The following is a 21,795-nucleotide window of genomic DNA, read 5'->3' on the forward strand; positions in this document are numbered from 1 at the left end:
CATGAAACGCGAACTCATGGTGCTGGTTGCCGTCTTCTGCTCTCAAACCGCATTTGCGGAGGACAGTTTGTGTCTGTCGAAATACAAGGTACTCAGCGATCAGTTTTACGCTTATAACGAGAAATCAGCAGTCTCTAACGCGATCATGGATCGCATTGCAGCATACACGGATGGAGTTGACCTTGAAGGTATTCACCCATCGGATGCAAAGGCTTGGCGGGCAGCTATTGAGGAGTTTGTTGCTATAGGGCAGCCCATGTTGCAAAACCTTCTCGAGTATAGGGCCATGGGATGCAGCCCGGACCAACTAATGCAGATGAACCATCAAATTAGCAAAAACACCGAAGATCTTAAACTCGCGCGGGCGCGCCTCAACGCTCTTATAAATGGCTTACCGGCGTCTACCTTTCAGTGATCGTGCCCCGAGAGGATAGTGTGGAGCAGCAAAGTCTCATTTCAGGTCAGGGACCCGGCGGCTGAACGTTGAAGCACTTCCTTGCGTCGGAGAGCAGGATGCCAAAAAAGGCTTTTTTCGTGGTTCTTGGCTGTTTGGTTGCTGGATGCGGAAAATCCGACGACCGTATGAGTGCCGCATGCGTGAAGATTTTGGAGGCGCCGTACCGTAGTGATGGTTTTTCCCGAGGTAAAACAACTGAATCTCATCGAGAGGTTACGGTTGAGGATTATCGCGCCTTTTTCGACCAGCTTTCCAAAGGTAGCAATGTCGATTTCGACGATGCAAACATGATGGACAAGACGATGAACGAGAACATTGTGGTCATGCAGCGCGAAAATCGTAAGCCCATAGAGTTCAAGAAGAGAATTGAATATGATGTGTTCGTTGGCAAGCAGGACTATCCTGAAGTGGGCGAATGCGTTTTTATGGATGGTAGCAGCGATCCTTCGCCCGACAACGCTACAGCGGTCCTGATTCAAGCGGCAGCTGGCCCTCGATACGACTAATCGAAACCAGAATATCACATAGCAAGAAGATACAGCCGGGGTATGCGCTACCGTTACGGTCACGCAACAACGTTGACTAGGGCGCAGAGCCACGATCTACGAAGATCGGGATGCCCGACGAGGTCGCATTCAAGGTCGTGGTGAGGAAGCGGCGAGAGATCAAGCGGAAGGCAGGCTGATGCTTTCTGCCGCAGCTCCCGCAACTCGTGTTTACGCAGACTGCTTGAGGTGCGCCCACAGTTCAGTCCGCCTACTTGGCTAACCACTCTGCGTAGGCACGAACATCGATCATGGGTACGGTGGCGCTCGCTTGCAACTTCGCAGTCAGTTCCAGGAGGAAGGCCGTCGCCGCTTTGCCTCCCCGTGGAACGTGGTAGGCTCCTTGAGCGTCCTTCCAGAAGGCCCCGTGCGCAGCGCAGCATCCGATATCGATACGCCCACCGGGATCGCTGTTTTCGAGGGCGGCATAGAACGGCTTACCAAAAGCGGGCGTCCATTCACTGTCGAATGACAGAATGCCACCCCAAATATGTTGAGGGGACTTTGGTGGCATTTCCCCACCGATAGTTGGGACTGGCAAACTGGTGCGCTTCAGCGCGCGCACGGTCGCAATCTTCTCATGAGCGTAGGCCATCATCGCACCATTGATGATTTGTCGCTTTCGGCCGGGATGATGACCTGACCCTCATAGTGAAACACAAAGGGAGAATATTGCCGATCAAACACCACGACATCAATTTGGTCGCTGAATGCACCAGTGCTGTCCACTACATGCGCGGTCGCAACCTGATACCGCTTCGGGAGGTATGACTCCAAGAGATCGCGCCACACCCTTTCGCTGGCATCACCCTTGACCGTTGGGTGATTGAAAACCCTTCTCGCCCTCTCCAGACGCCGCTCGATATCGTCTGCAATGCGGAAAGGAGAACTTGTAGCGACCAATCGCTCATCGCACGATTTCCTCCCACGTCCTCGCCGCCAAAGTATTTTCAGCGGCTCGCCTGATAGCCATCTTCTCACTGGCGGTGAGGTCGTCAGAGATGATGTTATTGGTGTTTGCAGGATCGATCACCCTCGCGGCCAAGAAACTGTCTCGCAAATATTCGAACACGCGCCACACCCTAGTAGACAACGTGCCGCCACACCCGCGAAGAGCTTCGATCACCGTTAGCTCGAGATAGAATGAGGGAAAGTCCACGCCTTTCTGATTACGCCATAGCTTCACAATCCGGGTTTCCATCTCACGCCCGGCACCAGTCACGACCGCGATATGGCGCTCCACATTTGTCTTCGTCCACGTGTCCGCCTTGCGGCGATATAGACTGTGATCAGAGCTATTATTGTCGTGCCGTTTTGCCGGAACAAGATCGACGTCATATCCACCGACTCTGATATTGATCGAAACGTTCTGTCGCCTTGGCTTGTAACCAGCCTTGGTCAAGGCATTGAAGAGCGTGTTATGAATCTCCGCCAACGAGAATGGCGTATTCGAAGCAAGGGAAAGGAATAGGTCGATATCGGTGCCACTCTTGTTCGCCGTCCCCTTGGCAAATGAGCCGCTTGCGCCGACGCTGCTCAGATGTCCTGCACTCCAAGTTTGAATGAGCGGAGCGAGTGTCAGCGCAACGGCTCGCACGGGAGAGTTGATGCTGCGATCCACAGCTTCGCGCATCAAAATGCCACCTAAGTAGTAATCGGCAGTCATCAATATCCCTACAGAAGCCGAGACGTCGAATCGGCATATGAAGATGATACTAGCGCAAGCACCTTAATAGCGCCTACGACCATACGAGGAGTGCCGCTCGCAATAGACCTACTAGCTGCCTGAACGGTCAGACTTGCGGTCTAGATACTTGTCGAGTTCTCTGTCTTCATGATGCCCCTCCATGGCATCCATGATGGATAGTACGACCGCAGCTGTCGTTATCACATCGAAAGTCATCCGAAAGGTAACAGCTTCATTTGGGTCGCTATCTGGCGAGATGCCGGGATACGTCGCGCCGATTTCAGGAGCATCGTCGGCGAACTTGAGGGCCTCAATGCAACATTTCCGTGTTTTCCAGCTTTCTTGGGTTTTTGTGCCATAGTCTCTCCGATGCTTGCAAAGCCACTGGCTAAGGGCGGTGAAGAGCTGAGTTGGAAAGTCGGTCAAAGGTGGCTGGGGCTTCCTGAAAGCAAAACAGACTGGTTCTGTTCGCGAAGGGTAGACGCAGGCCTGTGCGAAACCCCCGCTGTAATTGGCAACCACATCCGTTGCTCACGGCTGACACGCCGCCAAACTGCCCGATGCCCCTCAAACAACCTGTTGTGTCAACTCGTGCACGGCTGGTGCGATGTCCGGAAGCGGGCGCTAGGGCTGCTGATCATTCGGGCTTGCAGAACGAGCAACGCTTCGTCAACGAGCCGCCGCCGTCGCCTCTCGTGCGAAGTGCTGCGCTTAGATCAGCTACTCTGTTGCCGCACAGCTTCCGGTAGCCTCGTTCCGTGAAAGCGCCGTACGGCGACTTCGACCCGGAAATGAGAGCGCAAGACGCGCGATGCAGCACCGCATACCCGCTTGACGGCCCACGTCGAAGATTGACGACGAAACCATCTGGGTGAGCAACAAGCCAAGCGTGGTATCCAGCTTCATCCAACCAGAATTCCAAACAGTTGCTCATGGCGACGCCTGCTGATCAATCAGCTGTGCGAGCGTCGCCAGAAAAGCAGGATCATGTTTCTCCGTGACGTGGCGCTGGTTCCATAGCCCTGATCCAACAACGAGCGGACGGTTCGATGCAGAGCCAAGCCAACTCGGTGTAGCCGGATCAAGTGCCGGTCGCTCAAAGTTGGTCAGAAGTGCTATAGATTGCCGCTCTATGGTCCCGCGGAGGCTGACAGGTCCCGGTTCATCGTCTACCGACAGGCGGGCAAACGACAGCTTCAATAGGTAGCACGACACCGCTTCCTCAACCGGTAGTTCAGACGCCGTCAGCTCGTCACGCGCAATCCCCACGGCAAGGCCAGCCTTGGCTGGATCGCCCTTCACTCCCCACGAAAGGCTTTCAGGTACTGCACCACTTGAGAGCAAGGCCTGCCCGACCAACAACCTAAAAATCGACCCTCGATGGTTTCCACCACCACCATGCTTTCCGCGATGCTGTGCCAACCGCTGGCGCAATGATGATGCTGAGCCTGCAGTAAGGGCGTGGGTGCCAACCCTAACAACGCGCGGCCCTGAACCACTGTCGCTACGCGGTTCGCGGTCATCGAAAAAGAAGTAAACGCCACGCCTTGGGATGGAGGAGCCAAGTTCGGCCAAGCGGCTCACCCCGCCTTGAATGTGGATGAGCCGGTCCATCAGTCCATAAAACTGCTGTAGGTCATTCAGCCGCATTTTGGTCACGCGCGAGCCAAGCCAGCTGTTCGCCCTGCCGGAGGTTTGCCATCGGCACGTTGACCGCTACACCACGCCTCAACAACGCCGGTTCTAAAAACTCACGATAGCGCTTGCCTGCGAGGATGGTGACCCGTTTTAGGTTAGGTTCTGCCTTAATGAGTTGGTCGAAGGTTTTCGTTGCCCATGCGCGCCGCTCAGCCACCGCCAGAGAGTTCAGGGTGTAGTCGTATGGCGCTATGACAGCATCCGGTTCAACCAACCCATAGAGTGCCGAGAGCACGTACCACGAGCCGCCCGCTGCCTCTGCAAAGCGGCGTGAACCTCGGAACTGGGCAGAAATGTACAAGTCCTGAGCTTTCGCCTTGTTTGGCAGCTTCGACTTCACGCATGAGACAAGTACGACGGTATCGCGAGCCACGAGTGACTGGGGCACTGGTGTGCCGCTGGCTTCCTTCGGGAGAAGAGGTGGCGGAAGTGGCGACGGCTCCATAAACGCAGGTTGATCCAGGACCTGAAAGCGAAATCGCGCATTTGATCCGTTTGACGGTCCAGTTCGCTCAATCGTCCTGACACCCGCAAATTCTTCAAACTTGTTGCTGCCGAGAGCACTGCAGACAGCTGGCATTGCATTTGCAAGGGACATTTCCCGATGTACGTCGCCAGCTCTAACCTCGACCTCGCTGAACCTTCGGGCGCGAGCAGGACCGATGTACGCGCTCACCACAAAATCTCGAATGCGATCAGCTTGGTTCATTGTTTTTCCTCCCCGCACGAGCCAGTCTCATTGAGCTTCAATGAATAGCAAGGCAATTTCGCAATCTCCGTCGCCATGGTCTTCAACGTGACTTCGCCATATGTGTCGGCCACCGTCCGTGCTGCTTGTCCCTGAATCGCATCCAGAATGCGGGGAGGGATACCGGCCTCCATTCCAATCGTTTTGAAGCGGTGACGCCAGCCGTGGTTGGGAGCCACATTTGGATCTGGCACGAAGGTCCGACCGAACTCAGCAAGCCGGTTTTTCAAGCCCCGCAGAGCCCCTCGGACGTTTGCACGCGGATCAACATTCAGGAAGAGGTGGCCGCTTGGAGCACCTTGAACAAACGCAGGGAATCCGAGGTTAATTACCTGCCGGTGGAGGGGCACCTCGCGAGCTTCATCGGTCTTAACTGTCCCGGCATCAGGTGTAATGCGAATGACCCACATTTCGCCGCGCAATGATACATCCTGCTTTCGCAACTGCGCCAGTTCGCCTACCCGAGCTCCTGTGAACGCACACAGCCACGGGATCCAACGCTTCGCCGCAAATGTCTTCGGATTTTCCTGCCCTCTCTCATGAGACAGCGCGCCAGCAAGGATCTCTCGGGCCTCATCGTCAGAAAAGCCCTTCGATCTATGGCGGGTAGGTTTTCCGACCTTTAGGGTAACACCGACGGCCGGGTTATGATCGACTTTTCCGTTGGCAACCCCCCAGCCGAAGACGACTTTCAGAGCTGAGAGATTGCTGTCCTTAAAGGTCTTCGCTGAAATCACCCTGCCGGTCTTTGGCGAAGGTGTGCTCAGTCGGTGGTCTTTGAATGCAATGACATTCTTGGCCGTGACCTTTGATGCATCGTTGTGTTTCAGAAACCGAGCAAGATAGGCGAAGGCGTCTCTGTAGCTCTCATAGGTGCTCGGTTTTCTGCCTGCTGCTTTGCTCTCCTTCCACCAACCGTCCACGAGTCCAGTCAAAGTCGCTGCGTCAGAGCTCTGCTTTGCAGCCGTCTTCGGCAACCGGCTGTCAGCTGGCTGGGCATTTGCCGAACGATGAATCCGCCCGGGCTCCTCTGCTGGTTCAAACTCCCCGCGTTCAAGCCTTTGTAGTGTCAAGCTAGCTCGCTGCAACGCGGCTCCTACTGCACGTGCAGTCTTGTGGACGCTCCATGGATCGTCACTGTAGTCATTGTCGGCAAGGATGGTCTCAGCCCTGCTGATGCATCCGGCTCTCATCGATTTCCAAAAGATATTCTCGATTGGCATTGTCCCCGGGATGGGATCAGCGACGCCTTCCACTCCAGCAACAGGATCGGTTGAAGGCAACGGGTACCTTTTCCACATGCCCTCGTACAGTTCGGTGTGCCAGTGCAGCTGTTCGCTGGGAACTTCCCGGAATTTTGCGATCCATTCGTCGTGCACCGCCGTGGCAAAGAGGTGCGCCTCCCGGTCCGTGATAAGACGCGGTGTGAGCGCATCTACGCCAGCTGCGGCAGGACGACCCAAGCCGCTTCCGTTGACCGAATGATTTCCGAGCCGAAGCTGCGCCCATTCGTGTTCAAACTCCGCAAGGACCTCCGCGTACTTTCGCTTTGCCTCTTCGGGGTCTTTCGTTCCGAGGGTCTTGTTGACTTCTTTGCGGCCGGTCAACACGGCAATGTCGGCGGGTACCCGCTTACGGAACCAGTACACGCCGGTCTTTCGATGTTTTGTTGGACGGCTCATAGCAAGGACCATGTGTAACACCTGTGTGTAGCACTCGGGTAGCCCTAAGCATTTAATTTTGCTGGTTTTTCAACTGCATCAACACGTTAGGAAGTTGATGGTGCCCAGAGGCGGAATTCAAGTGAAGAAAATCCCGTTTTGCTTTCAGATACTTAGGGGAATGTTAGCCGCATCTGCTACCAACATAAATACCAACAAAATATTCCTGTGGATTGGTTCGGTTCCTGCTATTTCTCTCAATGCCTTGCACCTGCACCTTGTCTCTTCCGGTTTAGTCTACATCCTTCTTGGTCATACCTCATCATGCGGGGTCGAGTGAAGACCACGGCTGGCCAAGACGACTTAATCAGAACGGATGGCCATTGCGCTCAATATCGGGATCGCTTTAGGCGGTTTCTGAAAGCCGACATCGTGCGAAGAACAGGTGGCTATTTACGGGTCCTGAGACCTTGGCCCATACACCGCTTTGTAGGGTGGACGCGGCGCAACGAAAAGCGCGGCCAGCCGTTCCTCATGTTGCTTGACCAGTGAGGCAGCAATAACAGGTAACTCTGCGGCGGACCGGTGTAGTCGTCGAGGTCGATCGGATTAGACTTCATAGCTGCTCCGTCGACGCGTAGTAGACGGTCTCGTCATACCAGCAGCCCAGCTTTGCCCAGTGCATTCTGGCTTTGCAGGCGCATGGCGGCAGAAATGATCTCGCGCCAGTGCCTGATACCGCCCTTGGCGATTTGGTCCTTGGTGAAGGCGAACTCCAATTCAACGCAGCCGAGAGACAGGATGTCGATTTGATGTCGGTCAATTGCGTAGCAGGCCATGGCATCGACCAACGCTGTCATATAACTGGCATAGTAGGATCGGCGCCTCGGAGGTGCCGGGCCACATCCCACCCGCTTGGGCCGTCCCCAAGTCTGATATCTGTCAGGAGAGCCACAACTCGCTCCGGCTCACGATCGAAAGTCGCAATCGCTTGAAGGCCCTTTCAAGCCGGCGACCACCTCGAACCCGGCCTCCCGGAGAGAGTTCTCGACGTCTCCACGATCAGCACGGAACCCGATGACATTGAAAGCCTGCTTCGTGCGCCCCAACAGTTGAACGGCTGCGAACTCTTAAGGTTCCTGGCGCGCAATAGCACTCGTTAATCCGGTGGAAAGCAGGTTGTGATCCAGCCGTTTCGAACAGGTTGCGGCAGGCGAAAAGGATTGAGGACAGCTGAACTTTGCGCGCATCATCGACGCACTGACCATTGGCCTTCGTCTCCTCTAGGCAGCGGGAACATTAGCGCCAACTAAAAGTTGGGAGCAAACACGAACAGGTTCTTGATGGCACATGATCATTCTTTCAAAATGTTGATCCGCAAGCTCCAAGCCATCTCGGAACTCGCAGAATCAGACATTGCGACCTTGGGGAACATCTCGATTCAGGAGAAGAGATATCAGGCCAACGAAGACATTCTGCGCGAGGGCGATAAGCCGAGCCTTTCGTTCGTCGTTCTTGAAGGCTTAATAGGGTCGATCAAACTAACCGGGGAGGGGAAGCGTCAAATCTCCTCCTTTTTTGTTCCGGGCGACATTCCCGACCTGCATGGTTTGCATTTGTCGGTCATGGATTGCACTTTCACCCCTCTCATGCCCGCTAGGGTGGGCTTCATGCGGCACGACGAACTTCGCGCCGTTTGCGACCAGCACTCTTCGATAACGAGAGTGTTTTGGCGCTCGACGGTGATCGATGCGGCGATCTATCGAGAGTGGGTCACCAACGTCGGTAGGCGCGACGCCTACTCGCGTATGGCTCACATTCTTTGCGAACTCATTGTTCGCCTTCGCTCGGTAGGCCGCATTGAAGATCATGTGGCCTATCTCCCCATAACGCAGGCTGCACTTGGCGACGCACTTGGCCTCTCTACCGTGCACGTGAACCGAGTGCTTCAGGACCTTAGACGCGACGCTCTGATATCCACCGTTGGCTCGCGTTTTCATGCGACCGACTGGGCAGGGCTCGTTCGCGCCGCAGATTTTGACTCTACCTATCTTCATCAAAGGGCTGCGCAGACGGGTGCCGGTTTCTGATCCTGCTGGGTCGCTCATGATCCGTTGAGCCCTCGCGATCCTCAAAACCGAATCTCCTGTAGAACCCGCACTCCAACAGGAATGTCGATCACCGCTTGAGAACTGGACCGCAGACTTACCTAGCGACGGCATGGCTTCTCAAAGATTCGACCTCAGGAGGGACTCGACGAAACCTGAGCGGTGTTTGACGCGTTCACTGGCCAACCAGCCGAGGCGTGGGGCGCTCCGGCTAAATATCTGGACGGGGAATATTCCCGCGATTTTGTAAGCCTTCTGACCGTGTCGACCTCAAGCGAAGTTTCGCCGGGGGGTAATCTCTAAAGTGCGACTGCCATGGAACACGTGCCGAGCGCCGGAGAGTGTCCAATTCCCCGGTCTGTGCATCCCGGGCACAAGCTCAGCCATAGTGGAGACGCGGCTTTGGCAACGTTCCTATAAATTGAACCCCAATTCGGTCGTTCCTGCGCCACCGCCGGACTGCCTGGTAGGCAACGCCGTCGGTCGGCACGTAAACCACGAACCGCTCAGGGACACGCGATTCCACCGGGACTTTGAGCTCAGCTCTGCCACTGTTTTGGTTCCGAATGGTGCAACTGATCTCGGAGTTTGTGATTCCGCTGATGATTGAGGCGCCTTTCAGCACCCGCTGCCTCCGTTCGCGGCGATGCTCTTCATCAACCATGTGACCTCCATCGGTCACCCGCGGCCCTATATGGTACGCGCACCGGCGAATAACTGTCCATCTAGGTCGTCGCTCGTTAGTGTCTCACTTTAAAGTTTGACGACGGAGACGGACAGCATAAATGCCCGTTGCGCCGGTGAATTCGCAACGCGAACAGACCCGAATGGGCTCGTCGTATAGCGTTGTTAATCCGGCAGCAGCATCTCCTCTTCATCGGCCGCGGCTTCGAACAGCAGCCGGAAGTCACTACCCGGCATTTTGCCATCCATCGCAGATAGGCAAGCCTCGGCCGCCAGCCGCCACTTGGGGCCACGATTGGACCACTTTAGGAGCTCCTCGGCGGCGGCATCAACCCGGTTGACACCAAGGCGAAGCCCCGGGCGCTCAGTCTTCACATAAACCGGAGGGTTGAACCAACGGTGGGGCATCACGCCTCTCGAACGTCAAAGGCGATGAACAGTCCCCAAACGGAGGCTGATTTGACGATCATTTCGACTAACTGGCAGTCAGTTTCGAGAAGATCGCCGCCGCGCTCACGGACCGCTACAATGGTCGCTTTGACGGAAATAATGTCGCCGGGTTGAGAGCCCAACAGGACCTCGCGGACCAGCTCCTTGGCCGTTTGCTGCGTAGGCCGAACAGGTGCTTGAATGTCCATCCCATCCTCCCAGAGAGATAGAACCTCAATCAGCTATTCTGTGGGTCACTTTCCGAAAAAGGCAAGAGTCGGAAACGTACAAAGTAGGTTCCCGCAAACACCGCCCTACGATGGCTAAATCCCGCGACAGGCGCTGATTTGCACCTCACCGTGTCAGCTGCCGACGCGACCATAAGGAGCGAGGGCCCGCCTCTCTCCCAAGTTCTCACGGACGAACGCGGACAACGGTCTTGCCCGCGCGTCGGTCCGTTGAGTTGAAGGTGCCGATGGCATCATCCAAGCTCGAAACCTTGCCGATGTTCGTCCGCAGTCGTCCATCGCGGATCCGCTGCACTATCTCAGAAAGCTGGGCTCGATCAGCCTCGACGACGAAGTCAACCGCCAGGCCGTCTGCAGGTCGAATATCCGTTGGTCCGACGACTGTGACAAGGATACCTCCGGCCCGGACGAGCGTTGCGGATCGCTTCTGGACATCGCCGCCGATGACATCGAACACCAGATCGACGCCGCCGACATCTTCAAGGGTGTCTTTTGCGAGGTCGAGGAATTCATTTGCACCGAAGTCGAGCGCTTTCTGGCGGTCGGCGGCCCGCCCGGTGCCGATCACATAGGCTCCGGCCTCCCTGGCAAGCTGCGCCACCATAGAACCGACGGCACCGGCAGCGCCATGCGCGAGAACGCTCTGCCCGGCCTTGATGCGGCCATGCTGGAACAGCCCCTGCCATGCGGTTAGGCCGGAGATCGGCAGGCTAGCGCCCACCGTAAAGTCGACATCGCCGGGCAGCGGCGCGAGGTTACGGGCCTCCATGGCAACATACTCGGCGAGGGTGCCGTCGCGATGCCAGTCCGCGAGGCCGAACACCCGCTGACCTATAGAAAGCCCCGTAGTGCCGTAGCCGAGCGCAGTGACCACACCAGCCAGTTCGTGGCCGAGGATCGAAGAGGTCCGGTCACGGAAGGCTCGGTCGGCCCACGTCGAGGGCCACTCCAGTTCGGTGTTGACGAATCCTGCCGCATGAACCTGTACGACCACGTCGTTAATTGCCGCCCGAGGCTCGGGCAACTCTACCAACTTCATCCCGGCCGTTCCTGCAGTCAGGTCCGTCGCTACGATTGCTTTCATGGGGCGTCTCCTCACCGTTGGGGTAAATTGCGGGCGCGGAGGGTCTTCGATGTCTCGCGCAGAGTTGGCGTTGAGTTCATCGTTGGCGACCGCGAGCGGAAGCTAAGCAATCTCGTCGGATTCTTCCAGCACGGGTAAACTTGCGTTCGTGAACACCCCTGCCATCGCAATCTCAGACACTTCAGGCATGTGGAACAAAAGCAGATCAAATACGTTGTGCCGTTCCCAACATGGAGAGCGTCATGCAAACTACACCCCGAGCCAAAGGCGAAGCTATCAGCAAGGATCCTGACGAATGGACGACGGGAGACGAGCCAATGACTCCGTCGCAAGCTTCCTACTTGAAAACATTATGTGAGCAGGCGGGCGACGACAGAAGCTACGCCGAAGATCTAAGCAAAGCCGAGGCCTCGAAGCGAATCGACGCGCTAAGGACTGAGCTCAAGCTCTAAAGGCGCTGGGAGACCTACGACAGGTTGGTCAGTTTTGCGGTATTTGGCCTCTGATCTGGACGGTCGTATTAGTGAAGGTGGTAGAGTTTGCTAAGGATCTTCAATTCTCCTGCGATCTTGAGCAGAGAAAGATAGTCGGTGAACCTTGTGGTTCCAAATTCGTCCTCGACCTTCGCAGTGGCTGCATCGCCCGCAATGTCGAGCGATGCGACTGCCCTGTTGGGGCTGGTGTTCGGCGGCAAGGCCGCACTCATCACCTCGCCGACATAGGCATCGACACTCAGCCATGGAGCTCGAAGAGATCGCGGCCATCTACCCGCTCTATCAGCAAACCGGGTATGGGCGGAAAGTGGGCGTAGGCCGACCATGTGGTTGTCGACGCCGAGATGCGCAGTGCTGGTATCGGCGCCAAACTGATGGGGCGGATCGAGAAGGAAGCAGCGCGTTTCGGCTGCGACATCACCCGCATCTCAATACGAGCGCACACACAAATTCTACAGCCTAAACGGTTAGGCCGATGATGCGCTCGTTCTGGTCAGCCACTGAGTGCGTGGGCCGAGGCAGAGTTCCCACAATGCACAAAGTAGCGACAGAGCGGGCCTAGAAGCGACATAGCGCCGGGTGTGAACGCGAACGCAGCCGGCGCCCGAATGCGTTCAGCGAGCGCCGTCGCGTTGACCTGGGACCCTTGTTCCCTCCAGTTCAATGGAGAGTCCGGAGTTTCATTTCTGGCCTCATGCGGCCTGTTTTTCCAGAGCCATTTTGATGGCGAATTCGATGGGCGTGATGTTGCCCAGGGCTGAGTGTGGTCTGTTCTGGTTGTAGTCCTCCTTCCATAGATCGATTGCTGCCCGTGCTTGCGTGAGAGTGGAGAACAACGTTTCGTTCAAGCATTCGTCGCGAAATCGGCCGTTGAAACTCTCCACGAATCCGTTTTGCATCGGCTTGCCGGGCGCGATGTAGTGCCATTCGACGCCGCCTTCCTGGGACCATTTGAGGATCGCCATCGACGTTAGCTCGGTGCCATTGTCCGAGACGATCGTGCGAGGCCTGCCGCGGCGGGCGAGGATGGCATCCAGCTCCCGAGCGACGCGGGCGCCCGACAGCGATGTATCCGCGACCAGCGCCAGGCACTCGCGCGTGAAGTCGTCGACGACGGCCAGAACCCGGAACCGGCGTCCGTCCGTGAAGGCATCGCTTACGAAGTCCAGGCTCCAGCGCTCATTCGTCCGACCCGGCGCGATCATCGGCCGTCTTGTTCCCAAGGCCCGTTTGCGGCCGCCACGTTTGCGGACCTGGAGCTTCTCCTCCCGGTAAAGCCGCCGCAGTTTCTTCTGGTTCATCACGATCCCTTGCCGTTCAAGCATGATGTGGATGCGCCGATAGCCAAAGCGGCGGCGCTCGGCAGCCACCGTCTTCATCGCGGCTCGAACGGCGGCATCGTCCGACCGGATGCTTGTGTAGCGAACGCTTGAGCGGTCGACGAAAAGAGCCTTGCACGCCCGACGCTGGCTCACCCCATGCCGATCGCAGGCGTGGGCCACAGCGCATCGCTTGGCATCGGGCGTCACCATTTTTTTGCGGCGACATCCTTCAGGATGGCATTGTCCAGCATCTGCTCGGCCAGCAGCTTCTTCAGCTTGGCGTTCTCCTCTTCCAAAGCCTTCAGCTTGCGCGCATCGGAAACGTCCATGCCACCGAACTTGGCCTTGTATTTGTAGAAGGTCGCTTCCGAGATCCCATGCTTGCGGCAGACATCGGCGGTCTTCATGCCCGCCTCCTGCTCCTTCAAAAGCGCGATGACTTGTTCTTCCGTGAACCGTGAACGCTTCATTCGTCCGTCTCCTTGAGTGGGACAGACTCTACCAAAAACTGGAGGAGCTTCAGGGTCTCAGGTCAGCGTCCACCTTGCCTTTCTTTGACGGCCCTGTGTTCAGCTTCCCACGGCAACGCGTGGAAGTCGGGCTGGTGCCCCGCTTCACGGTAGCCAGCCTGAGTGAGTAACTTGCTTTGTCCCGCTCCACAACGCAAACAAACGGCGGATTCCCCAAGCACCTATAAACGCCTACAGCTTTTTCCATGCGACAGGTGTGCTGCGGGTGCTCGAAGATGTCGTCCTTCTTTGCGATGACAGAACAGGGAGCGAGGACAACTCTTTTTTTGATTGCAGAGAGAGTCTGAGCGGGCTTACTAGTGAGGGGTTTGCCATCGCTTTGAGGGAGGCTGCGATGGTTGCAACGCCCATAGATATCGCTCAAGCGGCCACTACGGCCACCTTGCTGATGTGCCTTCGTCAACGTCATCGCGATGACGTGGCGCGAGGCTGGGAAGATGCCGACCCTTCTACTGTTGCCGTCTCCCGTACGCCTGAGTGTCAATGGCGCGATTTAGCCAAGGCCCTGGTGCACGATTGGTTCGAGCTGATCGAAACTGGCTTGGTGGATTGGATCGTCAGCAAGTAGCCGCTGCCCGCCAGCGACCCAGCAGCCTTCTGCGGGACTTTGCAGCGGGCGCGCTGGGCCTGACCGGTGGGGCGGTGTGGTATCCGCCGGCTGGCGAACATATGCGCCTCCTCCCAACGCCAGCGAAACATCCAAACGAACGAGGCGATCTAACAGCGATCTCACCGTCCAGCCAACACATAGGCCTACAGCAAAGGCTTATAATCGCTGAGAGAACGAAAATGGCCGACGCCATGGTTGGGGAACCCGGGTGGGTAGGCGCCGGCCACAAGCGGAACAGGCCCGCCGCGCCACACACATGGCTGATTTGTCATCACGTGGTTATGGTGTGATCGCGTAGGGCTAGACCAGCGGAACCTAGTAAACGCCGCTTATTAAGCGATCCTCGACGCGATCGTTCATCGCCACGACGATCTGGGGAACTTGACGGTTGCAGCCCTCTGCCATGTCGAGCTCAAGTCATGAACATCGGCCCTCCGATCATGAGCAGGCATGCGCCCATCCTACCATATCGCGCTGCCGGTATCGCAAGGCGCCGGCAGCAAGGGGGAGGCGACCAGAGCCGATGTGAAGGGACTAGGCAGCTAATATTCGCTTGCGCTAATTTAAATGTGCCGTAACGTCAGGCTTAGCCTTTTTGGGGAGGCACAACGTGGGGAGTATGATGAGAGTAGCTGTGTTTTGCGCGGCGATCGTGATCGCTGTGACTGGTGTCGCTGTTGCCAAGGAGAAGAAGGTGGTGGTGAGTGACGCCACGGACCTTTGCTCTACGAAGCACTCGGCCAAGAAGCAGGTGCTCGAGCTGGACTGCAGGCCGACCGGAACCGCCAAATTGCCGGCCGGTGGAACGCCGGAAAAGCCGCGCCTCGGATACGACACCGATCCCTGGCTGGTTAAAGGCCTTTAGACACTAGGCGACGGCAACACAGCGCGGCTAAGGGGACTGTGCGCTGGCGGTGAAGCCTTCTTTGTTTCTCGGTGGAACATTGTCGCCTGGAAACGCTTCGGACGGTGCACTGCCCCATCAGTGCAACGTTCCCTTCCTTGTTTGCACTGGCCGGCTGCCGAAAGGTGGCCGGCTTTTTTTTGTATACAAGCGCAACCTGATGTTTGGAGCTTGTTGATTGGACAGCAGCGAGTGGCCGCTGCTGGCTTAGCGTCCAGGATTAGAATCTGTAAAGGCGAGATCACCAAGGCAGGGATGACCAGACTAAATAACGGTTTCGTCTGTTAGCCGCCACGCCGACGATAATTGAATTCAGAAGGGAGTCGGCCCGGCTGCCCAACATCAGGGTGCAAAAGACAGCCGGGCCAAGGCTGGAAAGAGTTCCGCTCCAGCCCAGCCGTGCCCGGCACGATACGCATCGCACCTGGGCGCAAGCGGTACCAATGGCTCGCCTATTCCGCCGCGCCTTTTCGGCAGGAAACCCTCGGCCTCATCACAATGGAGGGCGAAATTCGCACCGCCCTATGGAACCATCCAGAGTGACATAGGCTGTTTCATGGAACTTGCTGATGACATCAGGAGGCCCTGTTAAGCATGCCAGTTGTTCGCGCTCGAAGCTCAGATGCAGGTTGGAGCTCTGCCTACTGCACCAGTATGGCAAGCGAGAACTAGGAACCGGGAGTGCTACGAATAGATTGCCGCAGTCGAGCTTTTATCAGAGCATGGCAAGGGCTGCCTTTCTCTCCACGTTGGCAGTCGTCCTGCTGCTCGCGCTATTGCCAGACCACTTGCTGCACGCCCTCGGATTGGCCTTTACGTCTCATCACGACAAGCTCAACCACGCCGCCGCGTTCGCCACCTTGTCGGCTTTGGGTAGCCTCGGCTGGCCCCAACAGGTGGTCCGGCTGGCGGTTCTACTTGCTTTAACGGGCGCAGCGATCGAAATCCTTCAATGCGTCACAGGGCGTGACATGAGTGTCTTCGACTGGTTTGCCGACTGCGCCGGAATGGCATACGGGCTGAGAACTATGAGCTGGGTGAACGAGATTCTAGGCGAACCGGTTATTTGATCGCCACAGGCTCCGCTTTACCGCCGCCGTCTTGGCCCCACTTGCCAGCTTCACGCCCGGGGCCGCCTTCGATCACCCTCGTTATTGCCGTTCAATTTCCGACGCAAAGGCCGATAGCAAGGGAAATAGGTTTCTGGGCCGCTCACCATTTAGACTTAGGTCCGATTCTCTCGCGCAAATGGCCGAAGCCGGAAACATTTCTCCTTCTACTTTGTTGCAGTGGCCGTGCCGCTGAGGAGAACATGCACAGTGCCTCTATCAAATGAACTGCGCGACGTACCGATAGAATTCCAATGCCCCTCCTGTTCGTGCCCAATGGTGAGAAGGGGATCCTGGCTGAAAACGATTGCCGGTTTCAGCTGCGATAGCTGCAGGTCCAGAGTGCGGATCGGCTACGAAGCGAAGCTGGCCATATTCGACCGGCACCTTAAGCGACGCGCGCCGGATCTGGGCCGACGACCAATGGAGTGCGATCCCGGCAACGGTTCCTGAGAGTGTGTCGGCAATTCAAGCTCCAACTGCTTGCGGTCTGCCGCAAGTCCAAGCTTTCATCTGGTCGCAGGGTCAGGCGGCTCTTTCGTCCGTACGGAACCGATGATGGCGAGAGGTTTCGATGCGCTCGGAGCACCGAGCAGGTCGACACGTTTTTCGTAGCGACCACCAATCTCTAGCTGGCCGCTCCGATGCTCTGACGAGGTGCGAGCAACTTGATCTTCAATAGTCTTTTTCGAGCCAGCATGCGCGCCGCCTTCGCGATGCGGTCTCCGTAAGCATCGGCGACGAATGATAGCGTCGACAGGTCGATAATGAGGTCGTCGATCGCGCCCGCCAAGACACTGGACCCGCGCCCAAATTGATGCACAGCGCCAGCACTTCCTTAAGTGCCGTCGAGGCTTCACCCGCATCCAGCAGCGCCTCGATGTCATCGAAAACCTGCATCCCGACCCTCCCGCTTTAAAACGGTGGCAATTTCGCGCGAAAAGAAAGCGCCTGCCAAAGTGCTCGCGCACGAAGGCGGCTATTCAAACAACAAGATGGTGGCCCAACGATAAAGGGCGTCCATGGAGGGCGTTCAGCGAGACGCAACTGAGATTCGGCGCGACATTAAAGGACGGCGATGCTTCAGCCGCGCTCTCTTACGAGCAATCCGAGCAGCGCCCAGCCGCCAGCCAATCGAAGATGTACGCCAAGACCGAAAAGCTGGCGGAGCGTTTTGCCGAGACTGAAGACGCGGTGAATCGCTCAGCGAAGACATGACCGAGGTGGAGGCGGTCTCTGCCGAGGTGACCCGGTGGAAGTTGATGGGCCTCGGCGCATTGGGCGTCACTGGCATGGCAGCGGCGGCGCTCGCCTCGCTTAGTTACGCCCTGTTGGTCTATCTGGCGCGTGCTGCGCGGCGGATGACGAGCAGGCGGCATAGTCGACAGGCTCTCAAGATGGCTGGTGATGTGTGATGATCGCGTCGACGGGAACAGCTTTGCGATTACGCACGAGTTCTTGTCAGTTATGCTCGGTGTCAGGCGGCCCGGCGTCACCATAGCGCTGCAAACCTTGGAGGGCCAAGGTCTGATACGCTCAACGCGAGGAGAGGTAGTCATTCTTGATCGCGCGCGACTAATTGCGCTGGCTGATGGGTCATATGGCAGGGCTGAAGCCGAATACGCTCGGCTAGTCGGCAAACTGCATTGACGGCAGACGCCGCGCCCGTGCACACTGCCCCTGAAACAGAGCCCGCCGGCTGAGCCACGGGTGTTTTTGCGTAAGGCGGGAACATTCCCGCTCTGAGGCTGTTTGGCTACAACCGGCTCGTTCTTCAGCGGTCCGTGCCGGTGACCAAGATGCGTCCCTCACTCGTCATGGTCGGCCCGCGCAGCCTCGGAAGCAGGCGCGGGCCATCCCATCAAGCCCTAGCCCCACGGCAGGGGCTTTTTGCTGTTCGGATCTGATGCGGTCCTGGCGGGAGTAAACACTGTCACTCCGTACCGAGGTGAGTTCCTCCCGGAAATGATGCATGAGCGCTCGCTCTTCCGCCAGACATGATCGGAGCGAACGTGCCATTTCGATACAAACGGATGATTGTATTGCGTAATCTTTGCTCATCGTCGCATTCAAACTCGCGCTGAGTCTGATTGTTCCATGAGCAAGAGCGCCCGGCTATTGAAAGCCGAGCGACTTCTTTCGTTTGCCGACTTAGCTATTGCGCAAGAGCAACACTCAAACGTGAGGTATAGCTCCCTCAGCGCCTCTGGTTGACAATCGTTTCGGCCTGAGATTCCGACGACCTCGGTGCGCCGCTTGATCTCGCCGTTGAGACGTTCGATCGGATTCGTCGAGTGGAGCTTGGCGCGATCTTCCTTGGGGAAGGTCATGTAGGCCAGCACGTCGGGCTCGGCGTCGTCCATGATTGTCGCCAGCTTGGGCACCTTCGGCCGGATCTGGTCGGCGACGGCGCGCCATTGCCTACTTGCGGCCCCGGGCGTTTCCTGGGCGAAGGCGGTGGCGATGAAAGCGGCGACGACGCGGCGCCCGCTCTTGCCGGCATGGGCCAGCACGTTCCTCATGAAGTGGACGCGGCACCTCTGCCATATCGCGCACAGCACCTTGGTGGCGGCCGCCTTGATGCCTTCATGGGCATCGGAGACGACGAGCTTGACGCCGCGCAGGCCACGGCGGGTCAGCTTGCGCAGGAACTCCGTCCAGATCGGCTCGGCCTCAGACGTGCCGACCTCCATGCCCAGCACCTCGCGTCGGCCGTCCGCATTGACGCCGACAGCGATGATAACGGCGACCGAGACGATCGCCCACCGCGGCGCACCTTCAGGTAGGTGGCGTCGATCCACAGATATGGCCAGTCGCCCTCGATGGGTCTTTCAAGGAACGCTTTGACCTTGCCGTCGATCTCTTCGCACAGCCGGCTGACCTGGCTCTTGGATATGCCGCTCATACCCATGGCCTTGACCAGGTCGTCAACCGACCGGGTCGAGATGCCTTGCACATAAGCTTCCTGGATGACGGCGGTTAGCGCCTTCTCGGCCATGCGGCGCGGTTGGAGGAAACCTGGGAAGTAGCTTCCCTTCCTGAGCTTCGGGATGCGCAGCTCGACCGTGCCGGCCCGCGTCTCCCAATCCCGGTCGCGCTAGCCATTGCGCTGGGCGAGCCTCAGCGGGTTCTTCTCGCCATAGCTGGCGCCGGTGGCCGCGCCCACCTCCATTTCCATCAGTCGCTCGGCGGCAAAGCCGATCATCTCCCGCAGCAGATCGGCATCCGGGGTCTTCTCCACGAGCGTGCGCAGGTTTATCATGTCGTCGGTCATCAGTGGTCCTTCCGAAATGGGTTGGGGTCAACAACCAAACCCTACCGGAAAGCGCCGATGACCACCCACACGCCGCTCGCTCGCTACAGAGCTACTAACGGCGCGCTCGTGAGCGGCTTCGCTACCGCCGAGCTACACCACCTGATGGGACATGACCTTTCATTTGCTTTAGGAACAACGCGTAAATGGAAAAGTTGGTCCACCGCAGCGCTCGTGAGGATGCCTTACCGCTGCCGGCCGGCGGCAAAGGGTCCGGCCCGCGCTTTCATTCCTAGTGTGACGTGGCCCTGAAGGCTGCCAAGTTGTTCCTGCCTCACTGATCCAGTTCAATTGGATCGTGATCTGGTTGCTCGTGCCACATCACCTGGCGGAAATCGCGTTTGTCGACCTGCTGACCGCAGATCGGGCATGCGTGAAATCGATCGTCACAGTCCTGCGGTTGGTGTGGCTTGCCGGGGATAGGCGGTCCAAGGTCGGCTATTCTAGCCATGCGCGACCGAACAAGATGCTGCGGCAAAGTTCCGTCAGTTTGGTTTTCTCAGTTGGTGAAAGACATCGCACCAAAAGCGGTAGTCATCTGGTCGACCGTCGAAATGCGCCTCCAAAGCGCAGTGCGCCACGGCGGTCGGTGCTTCCATCCCATAAAGTTCGATCGCAGATTGAGCGGCCTGATCTCTGTCGACGAGATCGGCAATCTTCAAAGCGGCGAAATCAGCGCTCCGGATCGCGAGCCTCCGTGGACCAAATATTCCCAACACCTAAGGGTGACTATATGATCCCCTCATGGCAACTCTGCGGTACGACGAAAGGCAGGAACCGGATGGGACGTGGACGGTATTCGACGTGTTCACCGGGCTCCCGGCTATTGTAGCGGGCCACCCATCTGTCGACCTTCCCGACATGGAGTATGCCGAAGAGCTGGCCGCCATCCTGAATGCCAACGACCTGAAGCAGAGGTTATCTCACGGTAGGTTCCCCGGAGGGTTCGCCTGACCGAAGTGGCATTAGCCCCCGGTCGTATTGCCCATCCAGGTTGGTTCGTCCGATCCGAACAAGCAATTGTTATTGATCTACCGGCTACGACGGTTTTAAGTCGACTCGCCATTGCTTTTCGTAGGGAGGACGTGATGGGCAACGTGGTGCCAATCTGCAAGGCCGCGCCTTGCGTGGAAGTGGTCGGAGCCAGTGGCGAATGGGTCGTCCGCATCATTGAAACTGACCAGGAAATTACACGCTCATTCGCCCTGGAATCGTTCGCACTGGCCTTCGCAGAAGGCCAGCGGATACGCCTGCATCTCGACAAGGTTGTGCGGCTTTAGGACCCTCCTGCGGCTGGGTACCCTCAGGGCCGCGACGGTGATGGCCGATTGTTCCATTGCTGGTGAGGCTTGCGGTGTGACGTCTCTGTCGTCCGCCCGCGCGGCCGGAAGGGCGGCAGGCTTTTTATTGGTTGAGATCGAGCGGCTCGTGATCGGGCTGCTCGTGCCACATCACCTGCCGGAAGTCGTGTCGGTCTACCTGCTGGCCGCAGATGGGGCACGCATGGAAATGCTCCGGCCAGTCAGCGTCATGTGGCTTGCCGGGCTTAGGCGGTCCAAGGTCAACAATTTTCGTCATCACCAACGAACACGGCGACCCGGCAAAAGTTCCGGGGGGTGTGTGTGCATGCGTTCGACGGGCTGACAACAAGACCCCCACGCCGGAAGGTGAATGATGATCGCGACGCTAGCCTAGCCATTCCCCAACGGCTCGGACAAATCCGGTTCCCGGCGGCGTTCCCGTCGTTCTTCAAGGAACAGCTTGGTGTGCTCGTCCCACTCAAGGGGCGTTGTCCCGCGCTCTTGACGAAACTTTCCAAACTCCTTGCGCAGGTCGGCAAGGTCCAATGCCCAAAGATGCTCACTGCTTCCGGGGTTCGACAAAGCGCTCATCAGTTCCGTCCGCTCTCTCGGAATTAAGTTGGCTTCGCGGTTGAGCCTTCAAGGTGGCATTGCGAGATAATTTGCTCGCTTGATAATATGCCTATATCTTAAACAGAGGAGTGGGGGTCCCTATATCTTCCCGCAGTGGCCGGTGCGGTTAAGCCCCACAAGCACCCCCAACTGCACCGGCCATGTCCCACGGCTGGGTATGGTCTTTGCGCTAGGCATATCTTTTCAAGAGCTTCCGTGAAGCCTGACGCAAATTTGTTGCTGCTGCGAGC

At 57.6% G+C, this 21,795-nt stretch carries 27 protein-coding genes and 2 pseudogenes; 12 read left to right on the top strand and 17 right to left on the bottom strand.

Features of this window, described 5'->3' with window-relative positions:
• Nucleotide 1 precedes the first annotated feature (1 nt).
• Both NKI64_RS23095 and NKI64_RS23100 read left to right on the top strand, forming a co-directional pair.
• On the top strand, nucleotides 2-415 hold the full coding sequence (locus tag NKI64_RS23095) for a hypothetical protein (protein ID WP_352670204.1): 414 nt from the start codon (nucleotides 2-4) through the stop codon (nucleotides 413-415).
• A 98-nt stretch (nucleotides 416-513) separates the two neighbouring features.
• A complete protein-coding gene (locus NKI64_RS23100) occupies nucleotides 514-963 on the top strand; it encodes a hypothetical protein (protein WP_352670206.1) in 450 nt (149 codons plus the stop codon).
• Nucleotides 964-1,213: 250 nt separating this feature from the next.
• Here the strand turns inward: NKI64_RS23100 and NKI64_RS32165 are convergent, their stop codons facing one another.
• The 8 genes from NKI64_RS32165 to NKI64_RS23135 all read right to left on the bottom strand — a co-directional run bounded on the left by NKI64_RS32165 (nucleotide 1,214) and on the right by NKI64_RS23135 (nucleotide 7,656).
• A complete protein-coding gene (locus NKI64_RS32165; protein ID WP_502901393.1) occupies nucleotides 1,214-1,600 on the bottom strand; it encodes a hypothetical protein in 387 nt (128 codons plus the stop codon).
• Entirely contained in the window at nucleotides 1,597-1,905 is a 309-nt protein-coding gene (locus NKI64_RS32170; RefSeq protein ID WP_502901394.1) for a DUF6602 domain-containing protein, read from the bottom strand. Before NKI64_RS32170 ends, NKI64_RS32165 begins: the two co-directional genes overlap by 4 nt.
• Before the next feature lie 4 nt (nucleotides 1,906-1,909).
• Complete coding sequence (locus tag NKI64_RS23110) at nucleotides 1,910-2,668, bottom strand: nucleotidyltransferase domain-containing protein (protein WP_352670209.1); 759 nt, start codon at nucleotides 2,666-2,668, stop codon at nucleotides 1,910-1,912.
• 111 nt (nucleotides 2,669-2,779) lie between these two features.
• Nucleotides 2,780-3,115, bottom strand: coding sequence for a hypothetical protein (locus NKI64_RS23115; protein ID WP_352670212.1), 336 nt, complete (start codon nucleotides 3,113-3,115; stop codon nucleotides 2,780-2,782).
• Nucleotides 3,116-3,619: 504 nt separating this feature from the next.
• Nucleotides 3,620-4,339 (bottom strand): GIY-YIG domain-containing protein, encoded by a 720-nt coding sequence (locus tag NKI64_RS23120; RefSeq protein ID WP_352670215.1) that lies wholly within the window; start codon nucleotides 4,337-4,339, stop codon nucleotides 3,620-3,622.
• Nucleotides 4,326-5,096, bottom strand: coding sequence for a DUF6884 domain-containing protein (locus NKI64_RS23125; protein WP_352670218.1), 771 nt, complete (start codon nucleotides 5,094-5,096; stop codon nucleotides 4,326-4,328). Before NKI64_RS23125 ends, NKI64_RS23120 begins: the two co-directional genes overlap by 14 nt.
• Nucleotides 5,093-6,829, bottom strand: coding sequence for a DUF6538 domain-containing protein (locus NKI64_RS23130; RefSeq protein WP_352670221.1), 1,737 nt, complete (start codon nucleotides 6,827-6,829; stop codon nucleotides 5,093-5,095). The genes NKI64_RS23125 and NKI64_RS23130 overlap by 4 nt, the downstream gene beginning before the upstream one ends.
• Nucleotides 6,830-7,449: 620 nt before the next feature.
• On the bottom strand, nucleotides 7,450-7,656 hold the full coding sequence (locus NKI64_RS23135) for a patatin-like phospholipase domain-containing protein (protein ID WP_352670224.1): 207 nt from the start codon (nucleotides 7,654-7,656) through the stop codon (nucleotides 7,450-7,452).
• Between the two features lie 483 nt (nucleotides 7,657-8,139).
• Here NKI64_RS23135 and NKI64_RS23140 point away from each other — a divergent pair, with 483 nt between their 5' ends.
• The gene (locus NKI64_RS23140; protein ID WP_352670227.1) at nucleotides 8,140-8,886 is read left to right on the top strand and encodes a Crp/Fnr family transcriptional regulator; all 747 of its coding nucleotides are present in this window, start codon (nucleotides 8,140-8,142) and stop codon (nucleotides 8,884-8,886) included.
• An 867-nt stretch (nucleotides 8,887-9,753) separates the two neighbouring features.
• On the opposite strand, the gene NKI64_RS23150 is transcribed toward NKI64_RS23140, so the two are convergent.
• The 3 genes from NKI64_RS23150 to NKI64_RS23160 all read right to left on the bottom strand — a co-directional run bounded on the left by NKI64_RS23150 (nucleotide 9,754) and on the right by NKI64_RS23160 (nucleotide 11,349).
• Nucleotides 9,754-9,996 (bottom strand): DUF982 domain-containing protein, encoded by a 243-nt coding sequence (locus NKI64_RS23150; RefSeq protein WP_352670232.1) that lies wholly within the window; start codon nucleotides 9,994-9,996, stop codon nucleotides 9,754-9,756.
• Nucleotides 9,996-10,226 (bottom strand): hypothetical protein, encoded by a 231-nt coding sequence (locus tag NKI64_RS23155; RefSeq protein ID WP_023669678.1) that lies wholly within the window; start codon nucleotides 10,224-10,226, stop codon nucleotides 9,996-9,998. The genes NKI64_RS23150 and NKI64_RS23155 overlap by 1 nt, the downstream gene beginning before the upstream one ends.
• Before the next feature lie 205 nt (nucleotides 10,227-10,431).
• Nucleotides 10,432-11,349 (bottom strand): NADP-dependent oxidoreductase, encoded by a 918-nt coding sequence (locus NKI64_RS23160; protein WP_352670235.1) that lies wholly within the window; start codon nucleotides 11,347-11,349, stop codon nucleotides 10,432-10,434.
• Between the two features lie 242 nt (nucleotides 11,350-11,591).
• On the opposite strand from NKI64_RS23160, the gene NKI64_RS23165 reads away from it, so the two are divergent.
• Nucleotides 11,592-11,801: a DUF3072 domain-containing protein gene (locus NKI64_RS23165; protein WP_031193277.1), complete on the top strand. Its 210-nt coding sequence runs from the start codon at nucleotides 11,592-11,594 to the stop codon at nucleotides 11,799-11,801.
• A gap of 68 nt (nucleotides 11,802-11,869) precedes the next feature.
• On the opposite strand, the gene NKI64_RS23170 is transcribed toward NKI64_RS23165, so the two are convergent.
• Nucleotides 11,870-12,169 (bottom strand): nuclear transport factor 2 family protein, encoded by a 300-nt coding sequence (locus NKI64_RS23170; protein WP_352670238.1) that lies wholly within the window; start codon nucleotides 12,167-12,169, stop codon nucleotides 11,870-11,872.
• Here NKI64_RS23170 and NKI64_RS23175 point away from each other — a divergent pair, their 5' ends adjacent.
• A complete protein-coding gene (locus NKI64_RS23175) occupies nucleotides 12,170-12,322 on the top strand; it encodes a GNAT family N-acetyltransferase (protein WP_352496840.1) in 153 nt (50 codons plus the stop codon). It begins immediately after the preceding gene.
• Nucleotides 12,323-12,535: 213 nt separating this feature from the next.
• Here the strand turns inward: NKI64_RS23175 and NKI64_RS23180 are convergent.
• Nucleotides 12,536-13,635, bottom strand: a protein-coding gene (locus NKI64_RS23180) for an IS3 family transposase (protein ID WP_352670241.1) whose coding sequence is annotated in 2 segments (ribosomal slippage) — nucleotides 12,536-13,383 and nucleotides 13,383-13,635 — 1,101 coding nt in all. Because the reading frame shifts where the segments join, the coding sequence is not laid out codon by codon here.
• A 394-nt stretch (nucleotides 13,636-14,029) separates the two neighbouring features.
• On the opposite strand from NKI64_RS23180, the gene NKI64_RS23185 reads away from it, so the two are divergent.
• The 3 genes from NKI64_RS23185 (at nucleotide 14,030) to NKI64_RS23195 (ending at nucleotide 16,279) form a co-directional block, all read left to right on the top strand.
• A complete protein-coding gene (locus NKI64_RS23185; RefSeq protein ID WP_352670244.1) occupies nucleotides 14,030-14,263 on the top strand; it encodes a hypothetical protein in 234 nt (77 codons plus the stop codon).
• A 664-nt stretch (nucleotides 14,264-14,927) separates the two neighbouring features.
• Nucleotides 14,928-15,170, top strand: a complete 243-nt coding sequence (locus NKI64_RS23190; RefSeq protein ID WP_156936204.1) for a hypothetical protein — start codon at nucleotides 14,928-14,930, stop codon at nucleotides 15,168-15,170.
• A gap of 734 nt (nucleotides 15,171-15,904) precedes the next feature.
• Nucleotides 15,905-16,279: a VanZ family protein gene (locus NKI64_RS23195; protein WP_245260896.1), complete on the top strand. Its 375-nt coding sequence runs from the start codon at nucleotides 15,905-15,907 to the stop codon at nucleotides 16,277-16,279.
• Nucleotides 16,280-16,946: 667 nt separating this feature from the next.
• Here the strand turns inward: NKI64_RS23195 and NKI64_RS23200 are convergent.
• Nucleotides 16,947-17,111: a hypothetical protein gene (locus tag NKI64_RS23200; protein WP_196813799.1), complete on the bottom strand. Its 165-nt coding sequence runs from the start codon at nucleotides 17,109-17,111 to the stop codon at nucleotides 16,947-16,949.
• 421 nt (nucleotides 17,112-17,532) lie between these two features.
• Here NKI64_RS23200 and NKI64_RS23205 point away from each other — a divergent pair, with 421 nt between their 5' ends.
• Both NKI64_RS23205 and NKI64_RS23210 read left to right on the top strand, forming a co-directional pair.
• The gene (locus NKI64_RS23205; protein ID WP_023695071.1) at nucleotides 17,533-17,733 is read left to right on the top strand and encodes a DUF1515 family protein; all 201 of its coding nucleotides are present in this window, start codon (nucleotides 17,533-17,535) and stop codon (nucleotides 17,731-17,733) included.
• Nucleotides 17,702-17,968: pseudogene (locus NKI64_RS23210) on the top strand (Crp/Fnr family transcriptional regulator); the annotation flags it as partial. The gene NKI64_RS23205 and the pseudogene NKI64_RS23210, both read left to right, overlap by 32 nt.
• A 581-nt stretch (nucleotides 17,969-18,549) precedes the next feature.
• Here NKI64_RS23210 and NKI64_RS23215 read toward each other — a convergent pair.
• Nucleotides 18,550-19,592: pseudogene (locus NKI64_RS23215) on the bottom strand (IS256 family transposase); the annotation flags it as partial.
• A gap of 524 nt (nucleotides 19,593-20,116) precedes the next feature.
• Nucleotides 20,117-20,350, bottom strand: coding sequence for a Y4oE-related protein (locus NKI64_RS32175; RefSeq protein ID WP_023699541.1), 234 nt, complete (start codon nucleotides 20,348-20,350; stop codon nucleotides 20,117-20,119).
• 25 nt (nucleotides 20,351-20,375) lie between these two features.
• Between NKI64_RS32175 and NKI64_RS23220 the strand changes: the two genes are divergently transcribed.
• Nucleotides 20,376-20,585 carry a hypothetical protein gene (locus tag NKI64_RS23220; RefSeq protein WP_023672260.1) on the top strand — a complete coding sequence of 70 codons (210 nt, stop codon included), beginning with the start codon at nucleotides 20,376-20,378 and terminating at the stop codon, nucleotides 20,583-20,585.
• A gap of 134 nt (nucleotides 20,586-20,719) precedes the next feature.
• Entirely contained in the window at nucleotides 20,720-20,911 is a 192-nt protein-coding gene (locus NKI64_RS23225) for a hypothetical protein (protein ID WP_023672259.1), read from the top strand.
• A gap of 411 nt (nucleotides 20,912-21,322) precedes the next feature.
• Here NKI64_RS23225 and NKI64_RS23230 read toward each other — a convergent pair whose 3' ends face one another.
• The gene (locus tag NKI64_RS23230; protein ID WP_156940490.1) at nucleotides 21,323-21,523 is read right to left on the bottom strand and encodes a hypothetical protein; all 201 of its coding nucleotides are present in this window, start codon (nucleotides 21,521-21,523) and stop codon (nucleotides 21,323-21,325) included.
• Nucleotides 21,524-21,795 lie beyond the last annotated feature (272 nt).

Source organism: Mesorhizobium sp. M0478, from assembly GCF_040321305.1.
Lineage (GTDB): Bacteria > Pseudomonadota > Alphaproteobacteria > Rhizobiales > Rhizobiaceae > Mesorhizobium.

Bases quoted from the DNA above. Each gene is read 5' to 3' on its own strand.
- NKI64_RS23095 (WP_352670204.1), top strand. From the start codon at position 2: ATGAAACGCGAACTCATGGTGCTGGTTGCCGTCTTCTGCTCTCAAACC.
- NKI64_RS23100 (WP_352670206.1), top strand. From the start codon at position 514: ATGCCAAAAAAGGCTTTTTTCGTGGTTCTTGGCTGTTTGGTTGCTGGA.
- NKI64_RS32165 (WP_502901393.1), bottom strand. From the start codon at position 1,600: ATGATGGCCTACGCTCATGAGAAGATTGCGACCGTGCGCGCGCTGAAG.
- NKI64_RS23110 (WP_352670209.1), bottom strand. From the start codon at position 2,668: ATGACTGCCGATTACTACTTAGGTGGCATTTTGATGCGCGAAGCTGTG.
- NKI64_RS23120 (WP_352670215.1), bottom strand. From the start codon at position 4,339: ATGCGGCTGAATGACCTACAGCAGTTTTATGGACTGATGGACCGGCTC.
- NKI64_RS23125 (WP_352670218.1), bottom strand. From the start codon at position 5,096: ATGAACCAAGCTGATCGCATTCGAGATTTTGTGGTGAGCGCGTACATC.
- NKI64_RS23130 (WP_352670221.1), bottom strand. From the start codon at position 6,829: ATGGTCCTTGCTATGAGCCGTCCAACAAAACATCGAAAGACCGGCGTG.
- NKI64_RS23135 (WP_352670224.1), bottom strand. From the start codon at position 7,656: ATGACAGCGTTGGTCGATGCCATGGCCTGCTACGCAATTGACCGACAT.
- NKI64_RS23140 (WP_352670227.1), top strand. From the start codon at position 8,140: ATGGCACATGATCATTCTTTCAAAATGTTGATCCGCAAGCTCCAAGCC.
- NKI64_RS23150 (WP_352670232.1), bottom strand. From the start codon at position 9,996: ATGCCCCACCGTTGGTTCAACCCTCCGGTTTATGTGAAGACTGAGCGC.
- NKI64_RS23155 (WP_023669678.1), bottom strand. From the start codon at position 10,226: ATGGACATTCAAGCACCTGTTCGGCCTACGCAGCAAACGGCCAAGGAG.
- NKI64_RS23160 (WP_352670235.1), bottom strand. From the start codon at position 11,349: ATGAAAGCAATCGTAGCGACGGACCTGACTGCAGGAACGGCCGGGATG.
- NKI64_RS23165 (WP_031193277.1), top strand. From the start codon at position 11,592: ATGCAAACTACACCCCGAGCCAAAGGCGAAGCTATCAGCAAGGATCCT.
- NKI64_RS23170 (WP_352670238.1), bottom strand. From the start codon at position 12,169: ATGGTCGGCCTACGCCCACTTTCCGCCCATACCCGGTTTGCTGATAGA.
- NKI64_RS23185 (WP_352670244.1), top strand. From the start codon at position 14,030: ATGGTTGCAACGCCCATAGATATCGCTCAAGCGGCCACTACGGCCACC.
- NKI64_RS23190 (WP_156936204.1), top strand. From the start codon at position 14,928: ATGAGAGTAGCTGTGTTTTGCGCGGCGATCGTGATCGCTGTGACTGGT.
- NKI64_RS23205 (WP_023695071.1), top strand. From the start codon at position 17,533: ATGACCGAGGTGGAGGCGGTCTCTGCCGAGGTGACCCGGTGGAAGTTG.
- NKI64_RS23220 (WP_023672260.1), top strand. From the start codon at position 20,376: ATGGCAACTCTGCGGTACGACGAAAGGCAGGAACCGGATGGGACGTGG.
- NKI64_RS23225 (WP_023672259.1), top strand. From the start codon at position 20,720: ATGGGCAACGTGGTGCCAATCTGCAAGGCCGCGCCTTGCGTGGAAGTG.
- NKI64_RS23230 (WP_156940490.1), bottom strand. From the start codon at position 21,523: ATGAGCGCTTTGTCGAACCCCGGAAGCAGTGAGCATCTTTGGGCATTG.